This is a genomic window from Thermaerobacter nagasakiensis, from assembly GCF_055396825.1.
This window is the reverse complement of record NZ_AP043740.1, coordinates 1,470,097-1,491,487: the sequence shown is the minus strand read 5'-3', so window position 1 is coordinate 1,491,487 and position 21,391 is coordinate 1,470,097. Positions and strand designations below refer to the sequence as shown.

The 21,391-nt window shown below is 72.6% G+C and carries 23 protein-coding genes; 14 read left to right on the top strand and 9 right to left on the bottom strand.

All coding sequences use genetic code 11. The features are described 5' to 3' along the window. Position 1 precedes the first annotated feature (1 nt). The 5 genes from ACZ5T9_RS06365 to ACZ5T9_RS06345 form a co-directional block, all read right to left on the bottom strand. Positions 2–874, bottom strand: a complete 873-nt coding sequence (locus ACZ5T9_RS06365) for an FAD binding domain-containing protein (RefSeq protein ID WP_006903627.1) — start codon at positions 872–874, stop codon at positions 2–4. 224 nt (positions 875–1,098) lie between these two features. Beyond that, entirely contained in the window at positions 1,099–1,488 is a 390-nt protein-coding gene (locus tag ACZ5T9_RS06360; RefSeq protein ID WP_464832257.1) for a PfkB family carbohydrate kinase, read from the bottom strand. Positions 1,489–1,531: 43 nt separating this feature from the next. Next, positions 1,532–1,912, bottom strand: coding sequence for a class II fructose-bisphosphate aldolase (locus tag ACZ5T9_RS06355; protein ID WP_464832256.1), 381 nt, complete (start codon positions 1,910–1,912; stop codon positions 1,532–1,534). Next, positions 1,827–2,108, bottom strand: a complete 282-nt coding sequence (locus ACZ5T9_RS06350; protein ID WP_464834405.1) for a class II fructose-bisphosphate aldolase — start codon at positions 2,106–2,108, stop codon at positions 1,827–1,829. The genes ACZ5T9_RS06355 and ACZ5T9_RS06350 overlap by 86 nt, the downstream gene beginning before the upstream one ends. A gap of 576 nt (positions 2,109–2,684) precedes the next feature. Continuing rightward, entirely contained in the window at positions 2,685–3,062 is a 378-nt protein-coding gene (locus tag ACZ5T9_RS06345) for a PH domain-containing protein (RefSeq protein ID WP_006903610.1), read from the bottom strand. A gap of 211 nt (positions 3,063–3,273) precedes the next feature. Between ACZ5T9_RS06345 and ACZ5T9_RS06340 the strand changes: the two genes are divergently transcribed. The 3 genes from ACZ5T9_RS06340 (at position 3,274) to ACZ5T9_RS06330 (ending at position 5,668) form a co-directional block, all read left to right on the top strand. After that, positions 3,274–3,474 (top strand): hypothetical protein, encoded by a 201-nt coding sequence (locus ACZ5T9_RS06340; protein ID WP_464832255.1) that lies wholly within the window; start codon positions 3,274–3,276, stop codon positions 3,472–3,474. A gap of 251 nt (positions 3,475–3,725) precedes the next feature. Then, positions 3,726–5,345: a hypothetical protein gene (locus tag ACZ5T9_RS06335; protein WP_464832254.1), complete on the top strand. Its 1,620-nt coding sequence runs from the start codon at positions 3,726–3,728 to the stop codon at positions 5,343–5,345. Positions 5,346–5,350: 5 nt separating this feature from the next. After that, positions 5,351–5,668, top strand: coding sequence for a metal-sulfur cluster assembly factor (locus ACZ5T9_RS06330; protein WP_006903607.1), 318 nt, complete (start codon positions 5,351–5,353; stop codon positions 5,666–5,668). A 249-nt stretch (positions 5,669–5,917) separates the two neighbouring features. Here the strand turns inward: ACZ5T9_RS06330 and ACZ5T9_RS06325 are convergent, their stop codons facing one another. Then, positions 5,918–6,670 (bottom strand): DUF2249 domain-containing protein, encoded by a 753-nt coding sequence (locus ACZ5T9_RS06325; protein WP_006903606.1) that lies wholly within the window; start codon positions 6,668–6,670, stop codon positions 5,918–5,920. A 680-nt stretch (positions 6,671–7,350) separates the two neighbouring features. Here ACZ5T9_RS06325 and ACZ5T9_RS06320 point away from each other — a divergent pair. The 5 genes from ACZ5T9_RS06320 (at position 7,351) to ACZ5T9_RS06300 (ending at position 12,236) form a co-directional block, all read left to right on the top strand. Then, positions 7,351–8,700: a sulfurtransferase TusA family protein gene (locus tag ACZ5T9_RS06320; RefSeq protein WP_464832253.1), complete on the top strand. Its 1,350-nt coding sequence runs from the start codon at positions 7,351–7,353 to the stop codon at positions 8,698–8,700. A 502-nt stretch (positions 8,701–9,202) separates the two neighbouring features. Beyond that, the gene (locus ACZ5T9_RS06315) at positions 9,203–9,400 is read left to right on the top strand and encodes a hypothetical protein (RefSeq protein ID WP_464832252.1); all 198 of its coding nucleotides are present in this window, start codon (positions 9,203–9,205) and stop codon (positions 9,398–9,400) included. A gap of 16 nt (positions 9,401–9,416) precedes the next feature. Further along, positions 9,417–10,214: a Fur family transcriptional regulator gene (locus ACZ5T9_RS06310; RefSeq protein WP_464832251.1), complete on the top strand. Its 798-nt coding sequence runs from the start codon at positions 9,417–9,419 to the stop codon at positions 10,212–10,214. Positions 10,215–10,251: 37 nt separating this feature from the next. After that, complete coding sequence (locus ACZ5T9_RS06305) at positions 10,252–10,806, top strand: TQO small subunit DoxD (RefSeq protein WP_464832250.1); 555 nt, start codon at positions 10,252–10,254, stop codon at positions 10,804–10,806. Between the two features lie 320 nt (positions 10,807–11,126). Further along, the gene (locus ACZ5T9_RS06300) at positions 11,127–12,236 is read left to right on the top strand and encodes an Mrp/NBP35 family ATP-binding protein (protein WP_464832249.1); all 1,110 of its coding nucleotides are present in this window, start codon (positions 11,127–11,129) and stop codon (positions 12,234–12,236) included. A gap of 286 nt (positions 12,237–12,522) precedes the next feature. Here the strand turns inward: ACZ5T9_RS06300 and ACZ5T9_RS06295 are convergent, their stop codons facing one another. Together ACZ5T9_RS06295 and ACZ5T9_RS06290 are read right to left on the bottom strand one after the other, a co-directional pair. Further along, positions 12,523–12,759 (bottom strand): ferredoxin, encoded by a 237-nt coding sequence (locus tag ACZ5T9_RS06295; RefSeq protein WP_006903600.1) that lies wholly within the window; start codon positions 12,757–12,759, stop codon positions 12,523–12,525. 88 nt (positions 12,760–12,847) lie between these two features. Then, a complete protein-coding gene (locus ACZ5T9_RS06290) occupies positions 12,848–13,591 on the bottom strand; it encodes a DUF2249 domain-containing protein (protein ID WP_464832248.1) in 744 nt (247 codons plus the stop codon). A gap of 174 nt (positions 13,592–13,765) precedes the next feature. On the opposite strand from ACZ5T9_RS06290, the gene ACZ5T9_RS06285 reads away from it, so the two are divergent. The 5 genes from ACZ5T9_RS06285 (at position 13,766) to ACZ5T9_RS06265 (ending at position 18,302) form a co-directional block, all read left to right on the top strand. Further along, entirely contained in the window at positions 13,766–14,248 is a 483-nt protein-coding gene (locus tag ACZ5T9_RS06285; RefSeq protein WP_464832247.1) for a DUF4149 domain-containing protein, read from the top strand. 182 nt (positions 14,249–14,430) lie between these two features. Beyond that, the gene (gene nirK, locus ACZ5T9_RS06280; RefSeq protein ID WP_464832246.1) at positions 14,431–15,564 is read left to right on the top strand and encodes a copper-containing nitrite reductase; all 1,134 of its coding nucleotides are present in this window, start codon (positions 14,431–14,433) and stop codon (positions 15,562–15,564) included. Between the two features lie 223 nt (positions 15,565–15,787). Continuing rightward, positions 15,788–16,885, top strand: a complete 1,098-nt coding sequence (locus ACZ5T9_RS06275) for a radical SAM protein (protein ID WP_006903596.1) — start codon at positions 15,788–15,790, stop codon at positions 16,883–16,885. A gap of 304 nt (positions 16,886–17,189) precedes the next feature. Continuing rightward, the gene (locus ACZ5T9_RS06270) at positions 17,190–17,324 is read left to right on the top strand and encodes a hypothetical protein (RefSeq protein WP_464832245.1); all 135 of its coding nucleotides are present in this window, start codon (positions 17,190–17,192) and stop codon (positions 17,322–17,324) included. 3 nt (positions 17,325–17,327) lie between these two features. Further along, positions 17,328–18,302 carry a multicopper oxidase family protein gene (locus tag ACZ5T9_RS06265; RefSeq protein WP_464832244.1) on the top strand — a complete coding sequence of 325 codons (975 nt, stop codon included), beginning with the start codon at positions 17,328–17,330 and terminating at the stop codon, positions 18,300–18,302. 211 nt (positions 18,303–18,513) lie between these two features. Here the strand turns inward: ACZ5T9_RS06265 and ACZ5T9_RS06260 are convergent, their stop codons facing one another. Further along, positions 18,514–19,206, bottom strand: coding sequence for a Crp/Fnr family transcriptional regulator (locus ACZ5T9_RS06260; RefSeq protein ID WP_006903594.1), 693 nt, complete (start codon positions 19,204–19,206; stop codon positions 18,514–18,516). Between the two features lie 743 nt (positions 19,207–19,949). Between ACZ5T9_RS06260 and ACZ5T9_RS06255 the strand changes: the two genes are divergently transcribed. After that, positions 19,950–21,374 (top strand): hypothetical protein, encoded by a 1,425-nt coding sequence (locus ACZ5T9_RS06255; RefSeq protein WP_464832243.1) that lies wholly within the window; start codon positions 19,950–19,952, stop codon positions 21,372–21,374. Positions 21,375–21,391: the final 17 nt, after the last annotated feature.

Sequence of the window (21,391 nt, the reverse complement as noted above, 5' to 3'; positions counted from 1 at the left end):
CTCACGCGGCCCGGGCCCGCTCGGCGGCCTCCTGCAGGGCCCGCTGGGTCAGCACCCGCACCATGTCACGCTTGTATTCCTCCGGCCCGCGCTGGTCGGAAGTGGGCTCGGCCTGCTCCGCGGCCAGCCGGGCGGCCTCGGCGATGGTGTCCGCCGTCAGGGGCTTGCCCACCAGGTATTCCTCCGCCCTGCTGGCCCGCAGGGAGATGGGCCCCACCGCGCACAGGCCGATGCCGGCACGCGTGCATTCGCCCGCCGCGTTGAGGGTGACCTGCACGCCCACCGCGGCGATGGCGAAGTCCCCCAGCTTGCGCTCCAGCTTCAGGTAGGCGCCACCCGACCGCTCCGGCGGGATGGGCACCCGCACCTCGGTGAGCAGCTCGTCCTCGCCCATCGCCGTCGTGAAGGTGTCCACCAGGAATTCGTCGATGGACAGGGTGCGGGAACCGTCCGGCCCCGTCACCACCACCTGCGCCCCGGCGGCCAGCATGGCCGCACCCCAGTCGCCGGCAGGGTCCGCGTGGACCAGGGAGCCGGCCACGGTCCCGCGGTTTCGCACCAGGGGATCGGCGACGACCCGCGCCGTGGCGACCAGCAGCGGGTAGCGCTTTTCGAGGCCGGGCGCGTTTTCTACGTCGGCGTGCCGGGTCAGGGCGCCGATGCGGAGGAACCCGTCCTCCTCGCGGAGGTACGCCAGGTCCTCGATGCGGTTGATGTCCACCAGCAGGGCGGGCTCCAGCAGCCGGAAGCGCAGCATGGGGATGAGGCTCTGGCCGCCCGCCAGCACCTTGGCCTCGTAACCGTGCTTGCGCAACAGTTGCACCGCCTCGGCCACCGTACGCGGTGCGACGTAGTCGAAAGGCGGTGTAATCATGACACTCCCCCTATCGCGATTCTTCCGGGCATGCGGGGAGCGGCGCCTTGCACGCCCAAACGGGGCACTGGGGACGGGACAAGGTTGGACCCTCCAGAGATGTAGCGACGACCTGGGAACTGCAGTGACTGTGCGGCGATACGGAGAGCAACGTCGGCCGCTCCCCGCCCCGTGTCTTCTCCCCCAGCCACGGTGCCGTGGTTCGGTTTCGTTGTCTTCGCGACTTAACAACAAATTCCTTCCTGGGCCCACGGCCGACGAATTTTCTTAAGGCGTACGCGCCCGCGTAGCTCCCCGTAGACGCCGGCGTCGATCTCCCCGGCCACGGGAGCCGCCACGACAGCGCCCGTGGCCGCCGCCGCATGAGACAATCGTTCCGGCCAGGACCACCCTCGCAGGCTCGCGTCCACGAGGGCGGCCACCACGGCATCGCCGGCGCCCACGGGATTTGCGACGCAACGCCGGGTCTCGCCGTCGATCCATACCCAGCGCGTCTCATAGCCGGACGCCGTCAGCGCTGCATCGATCCGGCGGCCCGTCGTGCCCCCGACGAATCCTGCAACCGTCGTACGCACCCCCAACTGGCCGAGGACCCTGGCTACGTTCACCGCCATGCCGCCGGGGCGCTCGTACACGCGCCGTACGCGGGTCCATCGCTCAGGCCCGCCCCCTCGCTCCGCAGAGCCGGATCTTTCCCGCCGCGGCGACCTTGAGGGCCTCAAGCCCCGCCCGTGACACGTGCCTGGGGTCCGATGCCGCTGCGCCGGCGAGGGCGGAGCGCACGGTATGACTCCAAGCGTGTTTCAACTCCGTTGCGAAGTTGATCTTGGTAATGCCCCGGGCGATGGCCTCCCGGAGCAAGTCCCCCGGTACTCCCGACCCACCGTGCAGGACCAGCGGTACCGGAACCCGGCACCGGATCGCTTCCAATCGCTCCATGTCCAATTGGGGTTCACCGCGGTATGCCCCGTGTACCGTCCCGATCGATACCGCAAGGCTGTCCACGCCTGTACGGGCGACGACGGACTCGGCCCTCATCGGGGCGGGTGAAGGAGTCCCGGGTATCCCCCCCGGTTGTGCCGTCCCCTGTCGAGGCTGGCGGTGCCTGCTCGCCGGTGGGGGGGACGTAGCCGAGCTCCCCCTCCACGGCCACGCCGGCCGCGTGGGCAGCCTCCACGACCTTGCGAGTGAGCTCGACGTTTTGGGCGAAGGGCCGGGAAGAATAGTCGGCCACCACCGAGGTGAAACCGTGCCGCTGGCCAGGATGCACCGTAGTGCGGCGTGCGCCACCACGTAGCGTCACCGGTCTTGAATGCGTCGAAAGCTCAACACTCGCGCACGCTCTGCGGGGTCGATTAGTTGGAAAGCGGCCTCCCACTCTAACTCCATCGCGTCCAACTTCACCATCCACACGTGAACTTCGTCCGGACCCAGTGCCGCAGCCACGCCCCTCGCTGCCCCCGTTGTCATCTCTTCTTTGACCGAATCCGCGATTTATCACTTCTCCGCCGCCAAAGCCGCCGCAGTAGCCAAGAGGCGGGGCGGTGTGCCAAAGCGTATGCCGTCCACTACGGCCCGTCGGTAGTAACGTTGAGCATCAGCTTCTTCCGTTATGCCAAAGGAGACGGGCCGCCGGCGGCCGCGGCCTGTTCGGTCCGGGGCACCACCCGAGCCGTCCCGGCGGCACCCCCTTCGGGAACCCTTGCTTGCATACGCATCCCCCCATGCCAATAACCCTTCGCATGCGGCGCCGCCGGTGGAGGGTAGAGCAGCATGATGCACAGCCGCTTTTCGTCATTCGGGGCGCCCTTCACCGAAGGACGTAGGTCGCCAGCAGCCGCTGCACGTAGTAGATGTCCAGGTCGCGGTGGAAGGTCTTGACCAGCGGCTCCCGGCTACCCGCCAGCCAGATCTTCAGCTCGGCCTCCAGATCCAGGTGGCCCGCCGTCTCGACGGCGAACCGGTTGATGCTGCGGTACGGGATGGACAGGTACTCCACCTTCTTGCCGGTCAGTCCCTGCTTGTCGACCAGGATGAGGCGCTTGTTCGTGAAGATGAAGAGGTCGCGGATCACCTGGTACGCGGCCTCGATCCGCTCCCCTTCCGCCAGGAGGACGCGGTATTCCTGTTGAACCCGCTCCAGGTCGGCTTCCCCGGCGTGGCCCATCATGCGGCCGATCCAGCTCACGGGCGGCTCCCTCCCCACGGCGTGCCCCGGGCCGCGCCCCGTCAGCCCCGCCGCCGGCACCGGCTGCGGACTCGGTCCCGCACAGCCGGGTTCGTTTCTTATACATTAAACGTATACGGCAAGGGGCCGGGGCTTGACCGGCAAGATGCCCGCATCACCGGACGGGTCTGCCCTCGCCACCGGCCATGCCCCGCCCCGGGAAGGAGTGCCCATGCGAATCCGGCCCGGTCAGGTCGTTTCCCACCCCGAGCTGCCTCTCCGCGGTCTGGTGCTGGCGGTCCGCACCAACCCCGCCTGCCTGATGCCCGTGGTGGTCGTCCGCTGGGAGAACGGCGTGGTGGAAGAGCTCGATGCCCTGCGTTGGGGCCCCCTGGAGGACGCCCCGGACGAGGAAGACCCGCCCGGCAGCTGACCGGCCGGCGCGCCGCAGCCCGCGCCGCCGCCAGACCCCGCAGCCGAGACCCACCGGGCCTTGCCCCGGCGGGGCTCCGTACGGCCCGGTCCAGGCTCCCTGCGGCAGCATGTCCCCTTGTGACGGCCATCACGGCACCGGCCCCGGGCGATCCCCTAGTCTAAAGGCGACACCGCACCGGGACGGTCCTGGTGCCGCCGGGCCGCTACGCCCGCACCCGGCGCACCAGGCAGGAAAGGGAGGCAATTCCCATGGGCGTGCGCGTCTCCCGCTGGACCCTCCCCTATTTCACCGCCGCCCTGGCCTGCTTCGCCGTCGCCCAGGGGGTCCTGGCCGTTGGCTGGGCCTACCCGGAGGCAGGCCTCGGGGCTCCGTCCACCCTGGCCGTGGTCCACCTCCTGACCATCGGCTGGCTGAGCCTTTTGATCCTGGGCGCCCTGCAGCAGTTCGTGCCCGTCATCACCGAGCGCTCCCTGGCCAGCGACACCGCGGCGGCCTGGGCTTTGGGCCTCATCCTGACCGGCCTGGCGGGCATGGTGCTGGGCTTTTTGGCGTTGCCGGGCGGCCCGCTGGCCGGCAGCCCGGCTTCGGACCCGGGCCCGGCCGGCGGGTCACTGGCCGTGGCGGCGCCTGCGCCAGCCCTGCGCGGCGGGCTCCTGGTGGCGGCGTTGCCCGCGGGGGGCACCCTGGTGCTGGCCGGCTTCACCGTCGCCGCCGTCAACCTGGCCATCGGCCTCTGGCGGGCCCGGCCCCTGGTCCTGCCGGCGCGCTTCGTGGCGGTGGGCCTCGCCTTTCTCCTCCTGACGGGCGGGCTGGGGGTCAGCCTGGCTCTGGTCCTGGCCCTTCCGGACGTCGCCGGCCGCCACTTGTCGCCCGCTCTTGCGGCCCAGCTGCTGGCCCGCGGGCTCCCCCTGCACATGGCGGCGGGCCTTGGCGGCTGGTTCACCCTGACGGCCATGGGCGTCGCCTACAAGCTGCTCAGCATGTTCACCCTGGCGCCGGAAGAACGCGGCCCCGTGGGGCGCTGGGTCCTGCGCCTGGCCGGCGCGGGCCTGGCCGTCGCCTGGCTGGGCGGCCTGGCATCGTTGCTGCGGGCCGGAGCCGGCGCCACCGGCCCGGCGGGGGCCGGGACGCCGGATCCGGCGGGCGCCGGCATCCCGGCGCCCGGCGCCCCAGGTCTCCCAGGGACGGATGCGCTGGCAACCGGACTGGCAGGCCTGGCCACCACCGGCTGGGTCGCCGCCGGCGCGGGGGTGCTGCTCTACCTGTGGGACATGCGGCGCCTGTACCGGCAGCGCCGGCGGCAGGCGCTGGAACTCAACGCCCGGTACGCCCCCATCGCCTTCGGGGCGCTGGCTGCGGGTGTGGTGTTGATGGCCGCCGGCGCCGTGCTGGGCCGGCTGGCCGGCCTGGCCCCGGCACTGGTGTACCTGTTGCTCTTCGGCTGGCTCTCCGGCCTGGGGCTCACCCAGCTCTACAAGATCGTTCCGTTCCTCACCTGGCTGGAGAGGTTCGGGCCCCGCCTCGGGCGCGGCCCGGCCGTCCGGGTGCAGGACCTGGTCAACGAGGACCGCGCCCGGCCCTGGTTCTGGCTTTACTTTGCGGCGGTGGCCGCGGCCACCGCGGCGGCCCTGGCCGGCTGGGCCGGTCTCTGGCGGGCCATGACCGGCCTGACCCTGGTGAGCACGCTGGCCATCGCCCTGGAGCTCTGGCGGGCGCGCCGGGCCGACCCCAAGCCGCAGGCCGCGCCGGTGCCACCCCCCTGGCTCGGGCAGCGCGGGCGGGCCGGCGCCGCGGGCCGGGTTCCACCAGGGGGAAGCGGCAGCCTGTCGCCGGTTCGTCCCGGTGAGGGCGCCGTGCAAGGGAGGTGAAGGGTGTGGCGGAGCCCATGGTGACGGAGGACGACATCCGCGAAGCCTTGATGGACGTCATCGACCCCGAACTGGGGTTCAACATCGTCGACCTGGGTCTGATCTACGGCATTACCGTGGAAGACGGCAAGGTCCACATCGTGATGACCATGACCACCCCGGGCTGCCCGGCCACCAACTACCTGCAGGAAGGCACGCGGGAACGGGCGCTGGCGGTCCCCGGGGTCAAGGAGGTCGACGTCCAGGTGGTCTGGTCGCCGCCGTGGACGCCCGACCTGATGAGCGACCGGGCCAAGCGGTTCTTCGGCTTGATCGAAGGCTAGCCGCTGCCGGTGGCGGCCGGTGACCGGGACGGGATCCCGGATTCGGCACCCGGGCACCGTGGCGGCCTGCCGGGTCGCCAGAGCAGGCTGCTCGGCTGCTCGGACAGTGCCCAGACCGCGCCCCGCCGGCCGGCCGAACCCGCCTTCGGCGGCGCCCCCGGCAATTCGAAAACGCGGGCCGGGTCTTCGGGGGCCCGGCCCGCGTGGTGCTCGCGCCGCCTGGGAGCGACCCCGCCAGCCTCCCGCCGCCTATTCCGGCCGCCAGAAGGTGACCCGCCAGGCCCCGTCCGGTTGCCGCTCCGCCCGGTGCTCGAACCCCTTGCGCTTCATCACCCAGTAGAGGGGCACGGGCTCGAACCCGACGATCAGCACGAAGGGCTGGCCCGGCTTGAGGCGTGCCACGTTGGCCATGATGTCCCGGAAGGGCTCCTGACGGCGGGCGAAATAGGGCCGGACGTCCATGACCAGCGGCTCCACGCCCGCGCCAGCCGCCGACGTCCCGGGATCCTGCTCCTTGCCGCCCGCTGCGGGCTGTCCGGCAGGGTCAGCCGGTTCGGCCGAACCCGGCACCTCCTGGGCGGGCGGCTCGCTCCCCGCCGGCAGGGCGGCCGCATCCTGCGGACCCGGTGCCGCGCCGGCCCGCCAGATGCGGATGATCACCGATCCGTCGTCCTGTTCTGCCATGGCGTATTCGAAACCGCGCTCGTCCAGGTGGGGCAGGAGGAACATGGGCTTGCGGTCGTTGTGGGCCTGCAGCACCTGGCCGGGCTCCAGGCGGTCCAGAGCGGACAGGATCCGCACCATGGGTTCGGGCGGCTGCAGCCCGCGGTTGTCCAGCTGAAGCGCCGGTTCGGCCGGAGAGGGCGGCAACCGCAGGCCCTCGCGCGCGATCCCGCCCGGCGCAGCCTGCCCGTTCGGCGAAGCCTCCGTGCCGCCCGCCGCCCCTGGGCGTTCCCCGGCAGGTCCGGCCCGGCCGGCACCCTTGCCCCTGCGGAAGAACATGCTCCCACCTCCACGTGTCCTCGGAACGTCCCTCAGGGGCATGGTGCCCGATCGCAGGGGCACCGGCTGTGACGCCCGTCACCGGGCCGCGAGGCAACGCGGCCGTGGGGCCATGGCCTACGGCCGGTCCTCCCGCGGATCCCGCCTCGGGACCTGCAGCAAGTTCCCCACCACGGGTTCCGCCTCCGGGTGTGGCGGCCGGTCCCCCACCACGGGTCCCGCCTTTGGGTGTGGCGGCCGGAGCCGCCGAAAGATCCCGCCCCGGGCCGCGGCGCCACCCCTCCCCCAGCCTGCGGGCCGCGGCGACCGTGGCCGGAGGGCCTCCTTGCCGTGCTCCGAGGCGCCACGCCCGGCGGGCCGGGACCGGTTGACCTTGCCCGCGGGACCGGTGACCTTGCCCGGGGGACCGGTTGACCTGGCCCGGCCCCTCGCCCCGCCGGGCGGCGACCACCGCCGGCGGTGACGGCCGTCACAGCCCGGCCGGTCCGCCTTGGGGCAGGGTAGAAGCGAAGGGAACACGGAGGTGACGGATGATGCCGGTCCCCACGCAGATCGCCGGCCCTGAGCGGCTTGCCCGGGGGCCCGCACCCGCCCCGGCAGGTCGCCCGTCCCCCGCCAGAAAGGGTGGCGTCCCGTCCCCGAGCACCGCCGCCCAACCCGGTTCATCGACGGCTCCGCCCATGTCCCTCCCGGCGGTTCCGGCCGGGCCTGCTGCGCCCGGCGCGGCCGGAGATGCCGCGACGGCCGACTCCCTGCTGGGACGCTACGTCAACCGCTACCTGCTTCCCCGGGTGGCGCTGACGGTCATCAGCCTGGCCTCGCTGGTCGGTGTTTACCTGACCCTGCGCATGCAGGGCATGCCGCCCTGGCTGGTCGTGCCGCGCTGGGCGGGCCTGGTCGGGCTTGGCATTCTGGCCGGCGGCACCATGTGGTGGTCGCGCTTCGTCGTGCCCCGGGACACCCAGCCCGCCGCCGTGGCCCGGCTGGCGGCCGCCCAGGCCCGCCACTACCGGCCGCTGATGGCGGGAGGACTGGTGGCGGCGCTGGCCGGCGGCGGGTTCTGGGCCGCCTGGGTCGGCCCGGTGGCCGCCGCCCGCGGTTGGGTCGGGCTCTGGCTGCTCGTCGTCGCGCTCTACGGCGGCCTGGTCGCTGCCACGCTGGCGCTGTCAAGCCTGCCGGACGGCGAGGCCCTGGCGGCACGCCGCCAGGCGCTGGCCGTCCTCTGGTCCGCCACCGCCCTCCTGGTTGCCATGGGCCTTCTGGACGCGGCCCTGACCTTCGGCACCTGGTGGCCAGCCTGGGTCCTGCGCCCCCTTCACCTGGGGGCCTTCGGCCTCTGGCTGGGCGGGGCCGTGTGGAACATCTTCGTCGCCGTGCCCGCCGCCCGGGACGAGCTGGCCTTTGCCACGGTGGCCGCCTCGGCCACCCAGCTGGAACGCTTCCGCAAGCGGGTCCGGGTCTTCCTGCCCCTGCTGCTGGCGACCGGCCTTGCCCAGGCGGCCGCCTATGCCGGGTGGAACCCCTTGGCCTGGCCCGGGAACTGGGTGGGGCGCCTGGCCCTGGTCAAGCTGGGGCTGGTGGCGGCCCTCTTCGTCATCTTCATCACCTGCCCCCTGTGGCGCGCCTGCTCGCCGATCAAGGGGATGTGCGATCTGGAGGAACTGGCCGGTCCAACTGCTGGAACGAGCCGGGGCCGTGCCTTGCGCCGGCGGGGTGAAGCGGGCCGTCCAGCCGCCGCCTCCCTGCCCGGGGCGGCCGCGGCCGCCCCGGTACGGCGTCTCGACCGGCGCGGCGCCGGTTGTGCCGGGTTCGTCCACGTGGAAGAAGCCCTGGCCGGCATGGCGCCGGGCGAGGTGCTGGAGCTCTTGAGTTCCGATCCCATCTCCTGGTGGGAACTGCCGGCCTGGCTGGAAGTCCACGGGCACCGGCTGCTCTTCCGCGAGCGAAGGCGCATCTGGCCCTGGCGGTATTTCCGGTTCCTCATCCAGCGGGGGGCGGGAACGTCGCCGGGTCGTCACGCAGCCAGGTAGCCAGGTCGCGGCGTCGCGAGGTCGCGAGGCCGCCAAGCGGCAACGTGGCAACCTGGCGCGGTGGCCACCGTAGCAGCGTGGCCCTGGTCACAGGAGGCTATGGAAACCCGGCGCGAGCCGGGCACGCGGAAACCGGGGCGCGAGGACGGCCCCACAGGACGCCGGGCCTTGTGGTGGAACGGGACGGGGGGAGACGACCGTGCTGTGGCAACCCCGCCAGGCCGAACACGGCCCAGAGGCGCCGGGAAGCGAGGCGGCCCGAGAGGACATCGCCGGCGGCCACAAGGACGCCGGCCGCAGCCGCCGGGAACCAGGGGACGGAGCCGGGCGGCCCATCCTGCCATCCCTACAAGGCAGACGCCCGGCGGCCGGCGTGGGCCGGTCGATCGCCACCCCCCGCTCCGGCAGCCCCGGGGCGCCAGCGGGGCCGGCTGCTCCAGCGGTTGAAGCGGGTAGCGGGCGGGCGCCAACCGGCCCGGCCCTGCCCTCCCGGGAGGCTCCCGTGGTCCCGCCCCTGGTTCGCCTGTTCGTCCAGGCCTTGCGCGAGCTGGCCGCCGCCGGGGAACCGGAGCGGGCCTGCATGATGGCAGCCCAGGCCTGGTCCCTGCTGCGCCACGACTTCCCCCGGGAAGCGCAGCGCCTCAACGGCCTGCTCCACGCCCTGACCGGTGCGACCCACCCCCGTCACGCCGGCCATTGAGATGGGAGGAACCTGCATGGCCCGACAACGAGCGTGGCAGCAGCTGGCCCGCCACCTGCGCCGGGCCGGCCAGCGCCCGACCATCCAGCGCGTGGCGGTCTACGAGGCCCTGCTGCGCGCAGCCCGGGCGGGGATCCATCCGACGGCCGACGAGGTGCACGCGACCCTCCGGCCCTCCCTGCCGACCTTGAGCCCCGTCACCACCCGGCGGGTCCTGGCCGCGCTGGTCGAGGCGGGGCTTGCCCGGCGGGTGGTCATGCCGGGCGAGCCCGACCGCTACGACGGGGATCCGGCACCCCACGCGCACCTGGCCTGTGTGCGCTGCCACCGGTTGCAGGACGTGGCGCTGCCCGAGCTGGACGAGATCGTCCGCCAGGTGCGGGAACAGACGGGCTTTCTGATTACGGGCCAGGAACTGGTGCTCGAGGGGCTGTGCCGCCACTGCCGTCACGGGCGGCCCGTTCCCCCGGCTGCCGCCGGTTCCCAAAGAAGCTCGCGGCGGTTGATCCCCGGCGCACCCGGTGGAGGGCCCTGCGCCGAACCGGTCGGTGCCGGCGGAAGGCCTGTGCCGCCGGCTCCCGTCCGCGGCCCCCGCCGCCGCTCCCCGGACCCCGCCCGGTCCGCCGGCCCGGTGGTGACGGGTGGCCGGGAAGATGGGGTCTTCTGCGCCGGCAGGCGTCGTCCGGTGCCTGCGTACTCCTTTTTCCGTTGCTTTTCTCCCCCTCGTCCTGCATCATGGGGCCATGGAATGTCAACCCACGTGCCCCCGGTGACCGGCGGCGGGAGTACCACGGGCCGCCGTGGCGCACAGTAACGTAGGACGCAGGGGCGGAAAGGACAGGAGGGGGACCGTGGCCCGCGACGTCTTCCCGGAAATCCACGAGCCTGCGCCCGTACGCTGGCTCCTGGCCAATCCACGGGCTGGGTGGGTATGGTTGTTGCCGCGCCTCTGGCTCGGGTGGCAGTGGCTCCAGGCCGCCCTTGGCAAGGTGGGGGACCCGGCGTGGACTGGTCCGCAGGCCGGCGCGGCCCTGCAAGGCTTCATCCAGGGCGCCTTGCAGCGCGCGGGGGGGCCACATCCCGAAGTGACGGGCTGGTACGCCCGTTTCCTGCGCGACGTGGTGCTCCCCAACGCCGCCACGTGGGCCAAGCTGGTGGCTTACGGAGAGCTGCTGGTGGGCATCGCCCTGCTGACCGGCATGCTCACCGGGATCGCGGCCTTCTTCGGAAGCTTCATGAACTTCAGCTTCATGCTGGCGGGCACGTCCAGCGCCAACCCGGTGATGTTTGCCGTCGCCACCGCGCTGGTGCTCGCCTGGCGGGTGGCGGGATGGATCGGGCTGGATCGCTGGCTCCTGCCCCTGCTGGGCACGCCGTGGGAGCCGGGGCGCGCCTTCCGGCGGTAGGAGCCACCATCACCCTGGTGGCGAAAGCGGGTGGTCAGGGACCGGCAGGGCCCCTCCCGGCCAGGTGACCCGGTCACCAACCGGGACGGGGCCCCAATCGCCCCAAGGGGCAGGGCCGGGCTCAGCGATCACCGCCAGCGCGACGGGCCCGACCGCCTGTCGCGGCCGCGCCGGCACCCTGCCTGGGAGAACCGCGTCTCCGGCACCCCCCACCTCTTCAGCGGCTTCCCCTGTGACCCCCATCACCGACCGCGCCCGGCTCGCGCGGTACGCTGGAACCGGCAGGAGCCAATGGCCTGACAACAGGAGGAAGCCGGCCCATGAACAAGCGCGACGTGTTGCAGCAGCTGGTCCGGGTGCGACTGGCCGACGGCAGCAATCCGCTGGCCGACGGCCGCATCCAGGACGTGCTGGTGGAGATGCACGGCGAGCGGGCCCACGTGGCGATCCTGATCGATGAGAACTGGGACGGCGGCTCGCCGCCGGCCGACGCCCAGGAGCGCCTGCGGCAGGCGGTGCTGGCGATGCCGGGGGTCGCGTCGGTGCGCATCGTCCCGCGGCCGCGCCCCCGCGCCCGGGGGGTGACGGTGCCCGGCGCCGCGCCCGCCCCGGGGGGTGGCGACGCCCCGGCCCGGAAACTGCCCGAGGGCCTGCAGGGCGCGCGCGTCGTGGCCGTGGCCAGCGGCAAGGGCGGCGTGGGCAAATCCAGCGTCACCGTCAACCTGGCGGTGGCCCTGGCGCGGCGCGGCCTGAAGGTGGCCGTCCTCGATTGCGACATCTACGGGTTCAGCGTCCCCGCCCTGATCGGCCTGGAAAGGGCGCCGGCCCTGGATGACGACCGCAAGGTCATTCCCGGTCACGGCCACGGCGTCGACGTCATGTCGATGGAGTTCTTCGTCCAGAACAACCGCCCGGTGGTGTGGCGCGGGCCCATGCTGGGCAAGGCTCTCCGCCAGTTCCTGTTCGACACCGTGTGGAACCACCCGGACGTGGTGGTGCTGGACCTGCCCCCGGGCACGGGCGACATGGCGCTGGACGTGCAGCAGCAGTTCCCGCCCATGGACGTGCTGATCGTGACCACCCCGGACCCCTTCGCCGCCCGGGTGGCCGAGCGGGCGGGGTCCATGGCCCAGAAGATGGGTCACCGGGTGATGGGCGTGGTGGAGAACATGGCCTACCGCCAGTGCAGCGGCTGCGGGCAGCGGGAATACCTCTTGGGACGCGGCGGCGGGGATGCCGTGGCGGCGGCCCTTGGTACGGAGGTCCTGGCCCGGATCCCCATGGAACCCCCGCCGCCCGGACTGCGCCGGGACGGCCTCTTTCCCCCGGAATCCGGCGCCGGCGCCGCCTTTGCCGAGCTGGCCACCCGGGTCGCCGAGCGCCTGGGGGTGGGCGTCCCGCAGCCGGCCGGGGCCGACGGGGTCCGCTGACGGCCGCCGCCCGCACGGGGCGGCCGGTGTTCCTCCCGGGCCGCCCTCGCGCTGGGGGCGGCGCCGGTCATCCCCCCGGCGCCGGTCCTCCCCCGTGGGCCGGCCGCCTGACCGCAGGCGGCCGGCTCGCGGGCCCCGGCCGGAGGTGCGTGCCATGGGCTGCGCTCAGCCCGGGGCGCGCACCACGGGCCGGTTCGACTCAAGCATCAAGCGCCGGGCACCCACCGGCACCCGGCGCAGCCCTCAGCCGTGACACCGCCCGCCCCTGCTCTCCCCACGGTGGCCGTCACTGCTCAAAGAACTTGCGGTTCTTCTCGATGTAGCTCTTCCACTGCTCGGGGACCTCGTCCTCGTCGTAGATGGCTTCCACGGGGCAAACGGCCGCGCACGCGCTGCAGCCGATGCACTCTTCAGGGTTGATGTACAACTGGTCGTCGCCCTCGTAGATGCAGTCGACGGGACAGACTTCCTGGCAGGACTTGTCCTTCACCCCGATGCAGGGCTCGCAGATCACGTAGATCACGGGTCTCACCTCCACCTTGACGGTAGAACCGGCCGGCGCCGGCCGCCGTGACGCCGGTCACGCCCCGCCGGCACCTGCCGCGGGCAGGTCACACCTTGCCGATGCGCACGCGCCAGGCTTCGGGACCTTGCTCAAGGTATTCCCACTCGAACGCACCCGGATGCTCCGCAGCGAACTGGTAGTACAGCGGCTTGGGATCGTGATCGTTGACCAGGATGAAGGCCTGGCCCGGCCGCATGGCCTCGTAGGTGGCAAAGATCAGCTGGTGGCGCTGGAAGGGTGGAAGGGCGCGAACGTCGAGCTCCGGCGTACCGTCCTCCTCCGCGACGGCTCCCCCGCTCGTGCCCGCTTTCCCGCCGGCCTCCGGGGCTTTACCCGTCAGCCGCTCGTGCATGCCTTCCAGCAGGGCCTCCAGGTCCTCTGCCGGTTCTTCCATCAAGACGGGAAGCAGGGCGTCGTTCTCCTCCGCGGCGTGGCTGATGAAGAGAGCCGTCAGCGCGGACGCCAGGGCGACGGCCTCCAGGGCGTCCCCGGCCCCCTCCAGCCGCCGCAGGGTCTCCTGGATCGTCCCGTGCTCGGCCGTCAGCCCCTTCACCAGGGCGCGCCCCGCCTCTCGCCGGGACGCGGCGGCGTAGAGGGTTTCCTCCTCGGCTGCAGCGTGGGGCAGGATCTCCTGGCGGACGTACTGCAGCACGTTCTCCAGGGCCGGACGGTACGGCTCACCCCGGCGGACGGCCGCCACCAGGGCGTCCAGCCGCCCGTCCAGCTCCCGGGCCATGGCGTCGTGGTGGGCGCGGATCCGCGCCGCCACCGTTTCGTTGCGCGTGGTCACGTAGACCCCCTCCTTCGCAGTGCGACCCTGCGCCTGCGGGTCGATGCCAGCGTATCGCCGGTGCGCCGGCCGAGGCTGTGATAGCAGTCACAGCCCCACCGGACCGGCATGGTACCGTTACATCGGTGACGGCCGCCGCCGGCGGAGACATCCTGGGCAAGGAGGAGGCCGCCGATGACCGGGTACGAGCTGATCGTCTACATCCACATCCTTGCCGCCATGGTCTGGGTGGGCGGCATCCTGTTCCTCAGCCTCGTGGTGGTGCCGGCCTCACGGCGTTATCCCGAAGACGTCCGGGCGCGCCTTTTCACCGACGTGGGGCGCCGGTTCCGGAACGTGGGCTGGACCGCCCTGGGGATCCTCGTGGTGACGGGCGCAATCCAGATGGCCGCCCGCGGCGCCACGCTGGCCAGCGTCCTGGACGGCACCTTCTTCGACAGCCCCTGGGGGCGGGTGATGGGGGCGAAGCTGCTGGCCGTGTTCGTCATGATGCTGCTGACGGCCCTCCACGACTTCGTGGCCGGACCGGCCGCCGAGCGAGCCGCCCGGAGCGGAGCGGATGCCACCACCCTGCGGCGCCGTTCGGGGCACCTGGCGCGCCTGACGGCGCTGCTGGCGCTCGTCGTGGTGTTCCTGGCGGTGCAGCTGGTTCGCTGACGGCGAGCACCAATCCTCAGGCGGCGTTCACACCCGCCTCAGCGCAGACTCAGGATCCTCCCCCAGCATCGGAAGTGAGCACCGCAGCGCGCTCCGGGATCACCAAGGAGCGGAGCGCACCAGCGGCGGGGATGCCGGCGAGGGCAGAGCGGTGCGCAACTTCCGAAAGGGGAGGGTCTCCGATGGCACGTCCAACGAGCGGTCCCCAGGGCCGCGCGGCACAGAACAGGCGGCGTACTCGCGGATGGCTGGCGCTGCTTCTAGGTCTCAGCATGGTGGCGGTGACGGCCTGCGGCAGCAGCACCGCCGGCGACAGCAACAAGGGGCAGGCGGGTTCGTCCGGTCCGGGTACGGAGCAGGCCCAGCAGGTCGAACCGGCCCGTGCCGACGCCAAGGTGGTGGCCGCCGATCCGACGGCCGTCCCGGAACCGGTGGGCAAGCGGCCGCCCAAGACGGTACGCATCGACCTGGAGGCGGTGGAACTGGACGGCCAGCTGGCCGACGGCACCACGTACACCTACTGGACCTTCAACGGCCAGGTGCCCGGGCCCATGCTGCGGGTGCGGGTCGGCGACACGGTGGAGCTGCACCTGAAGAACTCGCCCCAAAGCGGCCAGATCCACTCCATCGACCTGCACGCCGTGAACGGGCCGGGCGGCGGCGCGGTGGCGACCCAGGTCAAGCCCGGTGAGGAAAAGGTCTTCACCTGGAAGGCGCTCAACCCGGGCCTGTACATCTACCACTGCGCGTCGCCCCACATCCCGACCCACATCGCCAACGGGATGTACGGCCTGATCCTGGTGGAGCCGGAAGGCGGCCTGCCGCCCGTCGACAAGGAGTTCTATATCGTCCAGGGCGAGATCTACACCGACCTGAAGCACGGCGAGAAGGGCCATGCCGGATACGACTATGAGGCCCTGCTGGACGAGGAGCCCAACTACGTGGTCTTCAACGGCGCCAGCGCCTACTGGACGGGCGAGCGGGCGCTGAAGGCCAAGGTGGGCGACCGGATCCGGATCTTCGTCGGCAACGGCGGCCCGAACCTGATCTCCAGCTTCCACGTGATCGGTGAGGTCTTCGACGCGGTCCACGACCAGGGGGCCACGGAAGCGGTGCACAACGTGCAGACCACGCTGATCCCCGCGGGCGGCGCGGCCTGGGTCGAGTTCACCGTCGACGTCCCGGGCACCTACACCCTGGTGGACCACTCCATCAGCCGGTCCATCGACAAGGGCGCCCTGGCCCAGATCGTGGTGGAGGGCGATCCGAACCCCGAGGTCTTCGACGCGCCCGAGATGACGGCGGAGGGGCACTGATCCCGGTCCCTCCGCCGGCCCTGACCGGGCGGGCGAACCAGCCGCGGCGATCCGGCGGCCCCGCCGCCGGATCGCCCTTTCGCTGGGGCCGGTGCCGCGCCCCATCCGCGCCGGGCAGCCCGATGGACGGGGGCACGATGGACGGCGGCAGCCCGTCGGACCGAGCCGGCCGGCGGAACCCGCGGAGCCCGCGGAGATCCTTCGCCAAACGGAGGTGCTGGTCGTGAACCACCTGCCGAAACCCCCGGATGTCGCCCGCGCCCGCCCACCCATCGACTTCGACCGCGCTCCCGTCATCCTCATCTGGGAGACCACCCAGGCGTGCGATCTGGTCTGCCGTCACTGCCGCGCGTCGGCCCAGCCTCACCGCCACCCTCTCGAACTGGCCACGGACGAGGCGCGCCGGCTGATCGACGAGGCGGCGGAGATGGGGACGCGCCTTTTCGTCTTCACCGGGGGCGACCCGCTCAAGCGCCCGGACCTGAACGTCCTGATCCGCCACGCGGCGCACCGGGGCCTGCATCCCTCGGTGACTCCCAGCGCCACGCCCCTTTTGACCGCCGAGCGCATCCGGGCCATGGCCGAAGCCGGCGCCGAAGCCATCGCTCTCAGCCTGGACGGGGACGAGGCCGCCCTTCATGATGCCTTCCGCGGCTGGTCGGGATCCTTTGCCCGCACCCTGGAGGCGGCGCGGGCGGTGCGGGAGGCCGGGCTCCGCCTGCAGATCAACACCACGGTGACCCGGCTCAACTGGCGGCGACTGGACCGGATCGCCCGCCTGGTGGCCGAGCTGGGCGCCGGCCGGTGGAGCGTGTTCTTCCTGGTGCCCACGGGCCGGGGCGCGACCTTGGAGCCCCTCGACGCCGCCGAGCACGAGGCGGTGTACCGCTGGCTGGCGGACCTGGAAGGCAAGGTCCCCTTCGCCATCAAGACCACGGAGGCGCCGGCATACCGCCGCGTGCTGGTCGAACGCGGCCGGCCGCCGCGCCCGGCCATCGGCGACGGCAAGGGGTTCTGCTTCGTTTCCCACACGGGTGCCGTCTTCCCCAGCGGCTTCTTGCCCCTGGCGGCGGGCAACATACGGACCAGCTCCCTGGCGCGCATCTACCGGGACAGCCCGCTCTTCCGCTCCCTCCGCGACCCCGCCCAGCTGAAGGGGAAGTGCGGCCGCTGTCCCTTCCGCCAGCTGTGCGGCGGGTCCCGGGCCCGCGCTTACGCCTTGACGGGCGATCCGCTGGCGGAAGAGCCCACCTGTGCCTACGATCCCGGCACCGGGACCGCGGCGGTGGCGGAGCTGGTGTTCGCCGGGGAAGGCGCCTGAGGCCGGGCGGCCCCGCCGCCTCCCAGCGGTCGGGGTTGCCCGGCTGGGCCCGGCGGCCCGCTTCCGGCTGCGTTCCCCGGCGCCCGCGCGGTTCGGGCACATGCGTCCTCGCAACCGCCGCCGGTCTTTCCCGGCGGCGGCCCGTATTTAGCGGCGGCTTGCATTTGGCGCCGGTTCGCATTTGCGGCCGGGCCACCCATTCCTCAGGTGCTCCTCAGGTTTGCCTTAGGTACCCCTCAGGATCACCTGCCACCATGGCCTTGCGGACGCTGATCCAGCCCACGTCGCAGGAGGTGCGGCAGTGATGGGAACGGGCGCAATGGACCGCCAGGGTGGTGCAGGCGGCACGGGCGGGCACCGGGGCAAGGCGACGGCCCGCTTGCGCTGGTGGATGCTGGCGGGTGTGGTGGTGCTGGGCCTTGTGCTCTGGGCCGTCTAGCCCATGGCCGGCGCCTCGGGCTCGGGCAACGACGGGACCCCGGCAGGGGCCGGTTCGTCCGCCGGGGACACCACCGGCGCTGCCGGGACGGGCCACGATGGCCAGCCAGGCGGCGAAGCGGCTGCGGATTACACCATCTACCCCGCGGGCACGGGCTCGGAGGGCCAGAAGGCGCTGCCCGAGGGGCAGCAGCTGGCCCGGTACCGCGTGGAGAATGGCGTCAAGGTCTTCGAACTGACGGCGCTGCCCGTCAAGTGGTCCGTGGGCGACAAGGAATATGAGGCCTGGACCTTCAACGGCACGGTGCCCGGCCCCCAGATCCGGGTCAAGGAGGGCGACCGGGTCCGCATCATCGTGAAGAACCAGCTGCCCGAGTCCACCGTGGTCCACTGGCACGGGCTGGCCGTACCCAACAAGATGGACGGGGTCCCCATGGTGACCCAGGATCCCATCCCGCCCGGAGGCCAGTTCGTCTACGAGTTCGTGGCCCAACCGGCGGGAACCCACATGTACCACACCCATCACAACACGATCAAGCAGAAGGGCATGGGGCTCTACGGCACCTTCATCGTCGAGCCCAAGGACCCCGAACCGTGGAAGTATGACGCCGACTACAGCCTGATGATCTCCGACGGCCAGCTGGGCTACGTGATCAACGGCAAGTCCTTCCCCCACACGGCGCCCATCAAGATGAAGGTGGGCGAGACGGCCCGCGTCCGGTTGATCAACATCGGCGACCAGGTCCACCCCATGCACCTGCACGGTGCGGACTTCACCATCATCGCCAAGGACGGCCAGCCCCTGCCCCAACCCATGAAGGCCAACACCCTGGACATGATGCCGGGCGACACCTATGACGTCCTGGTCCACTTCGACCGTCCGGGCACGTGGGTCTGGCACTGCCACATCATCTCCCACGTGGAAGACGCCCAGGGCAACATGATGGGCCTGATCCAGGTGCTCCAGGTGGAGGAGTAGGGATCGCCGTTCCGGAAGTCCCGGCGGGTGCAAACGGCCGGAGCCAACGACCGGAAGGGTCCAGGCAGGGCACGGGTGATCTGCGGGGGAGTGGCGGCCTGGCGGCCGTTGCTCCCCCGTTCTGGCCATACTGCCCCGCTGCGGCCCGATGGGCCGGCCGGCGGCGGGATCGCCGCCGGCGTGGGGCAGGGCCTGCCGCGCGTAACGGCCGCTACCGCCCCTCGCCCCCTCGGGATCGCACGCGCCAGCGGCCGCTGGGGTCCCGGGTCACCAGTCCCTGGCGCTTGAACTCGCTGATCACCCGGCTGACGCTCTCCCGGGCGGCCCCCACCAGGGCCGCGATCTCCTGGTGCGTGAGCTGGTCGCCCATGTGCTTGACCAGGACCTCAAGGACCCGGGTGCGCAAATCGCGCCAGACCAGGCTGCGGATGCGATCCTGCAGGTAGCGGATGCGTTCTTCCTGGGCCATCAGCAAGGCCATGGCCAGATCCCCGTGCCGGCGCACCAGGTCGAGGATGGCCTCCCGGGTTACCGTCCCCACCACGCCGTCCTGGATCACCTCGGCGGTGGCGGGGTAACCGCCGCCGGTGAAAAGCCCCACGGCGGGGAAGAGATCACCCGGTCCCAGAAGATGCATGATGTACTCGCGGCCCTCGTCGTCGACGGCCACGATCTTGACGCGCCCCTGGCGCAGGAGGAACACGGCCTTGACCGGCTCGCCCTCGCGAAACAGCACGTCGCCGGCGTGGCACGGTCGCCAGCGCACCTGCTCGGCCACCCGGGCCACCAGCTCGGCGGGCACCTGGTCGAAGGGGTGGATGCGGCGCAGAGCGGCCACCACCGCCTCCCGGGTGTCGAAGGCCCCCCGCCGGGAGGGCGGTACGGGCTGGTCCATGGGGTCCATGACGATCCTCCCCGGGTCTTCCCCAGCATAGGTTTTCTCCCGCACAGCCCATTCCTGCCGGCGGGGCCGGGGCCGCGTTGCCGCGCCGGCGCCTCCGCTGTCCCGTGCGGCGCCCTGGCGGGGGCCGTGCCATCCAGGTGCCGCGCCCTCGCGGGGTCGCCGCGTGGCGATGCCGCGTCAGGGCTGGGTTGCGCCGCCCCGATGCCGTTGCCGGCGCCCCCCTGTGACCCAGCGCACTGCGGGGCGGGCAGGCTGTGGGGTATGATCAGGGCGAAGCAGCATATGGAAACCGGCACGCGGGGCCGGTGGCACGCGGCGTGGAAGGCGCAGGATGAATGGACAAGGTACCGAGAGAGGTGGCCAGCATGACCCGTGAACCCCAGGCTCCCCAGGGCGGGACCGCAGGGCACACCCTTGAGCCGGCGCGGCCCCTTGCCCATCCCGTGGACGAACCCGCACCCCGCCCCCGCCCATCCGAACCTGGTCCCCGCCCGGCCGGGGGAGAAACGGCAGGGGGAGCCGCCGGAACAGGCTCCCTTACCTCAGTCGTCGCGGGCGGCGGCCCGCCCCGGCAGGCGGCGGCGCCGGAGGAGCCGCGGGCGGCCCCGACAGCGGCGGCTCCGGGAGAGCGGGCGGCGGGCCCCAGGGGTGCGGCCCCCCGGAGCCGGCGCCCCAGCGCGCCGGCCTCCCGGCACCGGGCGAACCGGCACTGGCCCTGGCTTCCCTTTTTCGACCTGGCGGTGGTGGCCGCCCTGGTTCCGGGCTTCCTGCTGGGGGGCGTGCTGGCGGCTGCTGCCTGGCAGGGATGGAGCTGGGCTTCCGCCTACCCGGCCCTGGCCCAGGCCCACGGCCACGCCCAGCTGCTGGGTTGGGGCGGCGCGCTGATCCTGGGGGTGGCGCTGCAGTTCCTGCCCCGGCTGCGAGGCAGCACGTTGAGCGACCCGCGGCGCGTGCCCCTGGGGTTCATGCTCCTGGCCGCCGGTCTGGCCTTGAGGGTGGGCGGCCAGGTCCTGGCCGCCCTGGCGGCGGCACCCGCCGCGCGGGCAGCGGGCCTCTGCATCCTGGCCGCCGGTGCCGCCCTTGAGGCGGTGGCGGCGGGGTTGCTGGCCGGGCTGCTGGCCCGTTCGTTGCGCCAGGGCCCGCCCCTGGGCCAGAAGAAGGCCTTTGCCCAGGTGGCCCCCCTGTTCGTCCTGGCCGGCGCCAGCCTGCTGGCCGGCCTCCTGCTGTGGACCCTAGGCGCCTTCAGCGCAGCCACCGCGGCGCTGCGGGCGGCCGCGGGCTTCAACGCGGCCTCCGGTTCGGGAGCGGCGGCTCCCGCCAGCCTCCCCGCCGCCGTGCCGGCCACCCTACCGGGGCCGGTGGATGCGGCCGCCCTGCGGCTCCTCCTGTTCGGCTTCATCGGCGCCATCTCGGTAGCCATGTCCGCCCGGGTGTTCAGCCTGTTCTTCCGGATTCGCCCAGCACGACCCGGGTGGCTGGCAGCGGCGACCGGCGCCTTCGGGGTAGCGCTGCTGCTGGATGCGGCAGCGGGAACGGGCGCCCTCCTCACCGGCCGGCCCGCCTCGCCCGGGGTGTCGGCAGCCGCCGACCTGGCCTGGGGTGCAGCCCTGGTCCTCGGCACCATCGGGGTGCGCGTCTTCGAGCCCCGGCTGGTGTTCCCCGGCGATAAAGGGGGCTATCGCTGGTGGAGCGATCCCGCCGGAGTGGCCGCCGTGCTGGCCTACGTCTGGGCCCTGGTGGCGGCGCTCCTGCTGGGGCTCCGGGGCCTGGGAACGCTGGGCGTGCAGGTGGCTGCCAGCATCCCGCCCGCCGACGCGGCGCTCCATGCCGTGGGCGCCGGCTTCATGACCCTGCTCATCATGGGCGTTGCCCCCACCATGCTGCCGGGTTTCGGCGGGGGACGCCTGCGGAGCCGCGGGGGGGTCGCCGTGGCCGTGGCCCTGGCAGCGCTGGCGGCCCTGTTGCGGGTTCTGCCCGGCCTTGGCCAGACCCTGACGGGACGGGCCGTCCCCTGGGGCACGCCGGTCATGGCCGCGGCCGGCGCGGCCGGCCTGGGCGCGGTGATCGCGCTGGTCCTGGTGCTGCGGGCCAGCTGGCAGGCTCCGGGGGCCGCCCGCGACGGGCACCACGACATGGGCAAGGGACGCCGGAAACCGCACCCGTCTTAGGGATGGTTGCCCGGCCC

Excerpts from the sequence above, each read along its gene's own strand:
- ACZ5T9_RS06270 (WP_464832245.1), top strand. The coding sequence starts at position 17,190 with ATGGGAACGGGCGCAATGGACCGCCAGGGTGGTGCAGGCGGCACGGGC.
- ACZ5T9_RS06285 (WP_464832247.1), top strand. The coding sequence starts at position 13,766 with ATGACCGGGTACGAGCTGATCGTCTACATCCACATCCTTGCCGCCATG.
- ACZ5T9_RS06365 (WP_006903627.1), bottom strand. The coding sequence starts at position 874 with ATGATTACACCGCCTTTCGACTACGTCGCACCGCGTACGGTGGCCGAG.
- ACZ5T9_RS06360 (WP_464832257.1), bottom strand. The coding sequence starts at position 1,488 with ATGGCGGTGAACGTAGCCAGGGTCCTCGGCCAGTTGGGGGTGCGTACG.
- ACZ5T9_RS06265 (WP_464832244.1), top strand. The coding sequence starts at position 17,328 with ATGGCCGGCGCCTCGGGCTCGGGCAACGACGGGACCCCGGCAGGGGCC.
- ACZ5T9_RS06355 (WP_464832256.1), bottom strand. The coding sequence starts at position 1,912 with ATGAGGGCCGAGTCCGTCGTCGCCCGTACAGGCGTGGACAGCCTTGCG.
- ACZ5T9_RS06260 (WP_006903594.1), bottom strand. The coding sequence starts at position 19,206 with ATGGACCCCATGGACCAGCCCGTACCGCCCTCCCGGCGGGGGGCCTTC.
- ACZ5T9_RS06325 (WP_006903606.1), bottom strand. The coding sequence starts at position 6,670 with ATGTTCTTCCGCAGGGGCAAGGGTGCCGGCCGGGCCGGACCTGCCGGG.
- ACZ5T9_RS06335 (WP_464832254.1), top strand. The coding sequence starts at position 3,726 with ATGGGCGTGCGCGTCTCCCGCTGGACCCTCCCCTATTTCACCGCCGCC.
- ACZ5T9_RS06310 (WP_464832251.1), top strand. The coding sequence starts at position 9,417 with ATGGCCCGACAACGAGCGTGGCAGCAGCTGGCCCGCCACCTGCGCCGG.
- nirK (WP_464832246.1), top strand. The coding sequence starts at position 14,431 with ATGGCACGTCCAACGAGCGGTCCCCAGGGCCGCGCGGCACAGAACAGG.
- ACZ5T9_RS06320 (WP_464832253.1), top strand. The coding sequence starts at position 7,351 with ATGTCCCTCCCGGCGGTTCCGGCCGGGCCTGCTGCGCCCGGCGCGGCC.
- ACZ5T9_RS06340 (WP_464832255.1), top strand. The coding sequence starts at position 3,274 with ATGCGAATCCGGCCCGGTCAGGTCGTTTCCCACCCCGAGCTGCCTCTC.
- ACZ5T9_RS06300 (WP_464832249.1), top strand. The coding sequence starts at position 11,127 with ATGAACAAGCGCGACGTGTTGCAGCAGCTGGTCCGGGTGCGACTGGCC.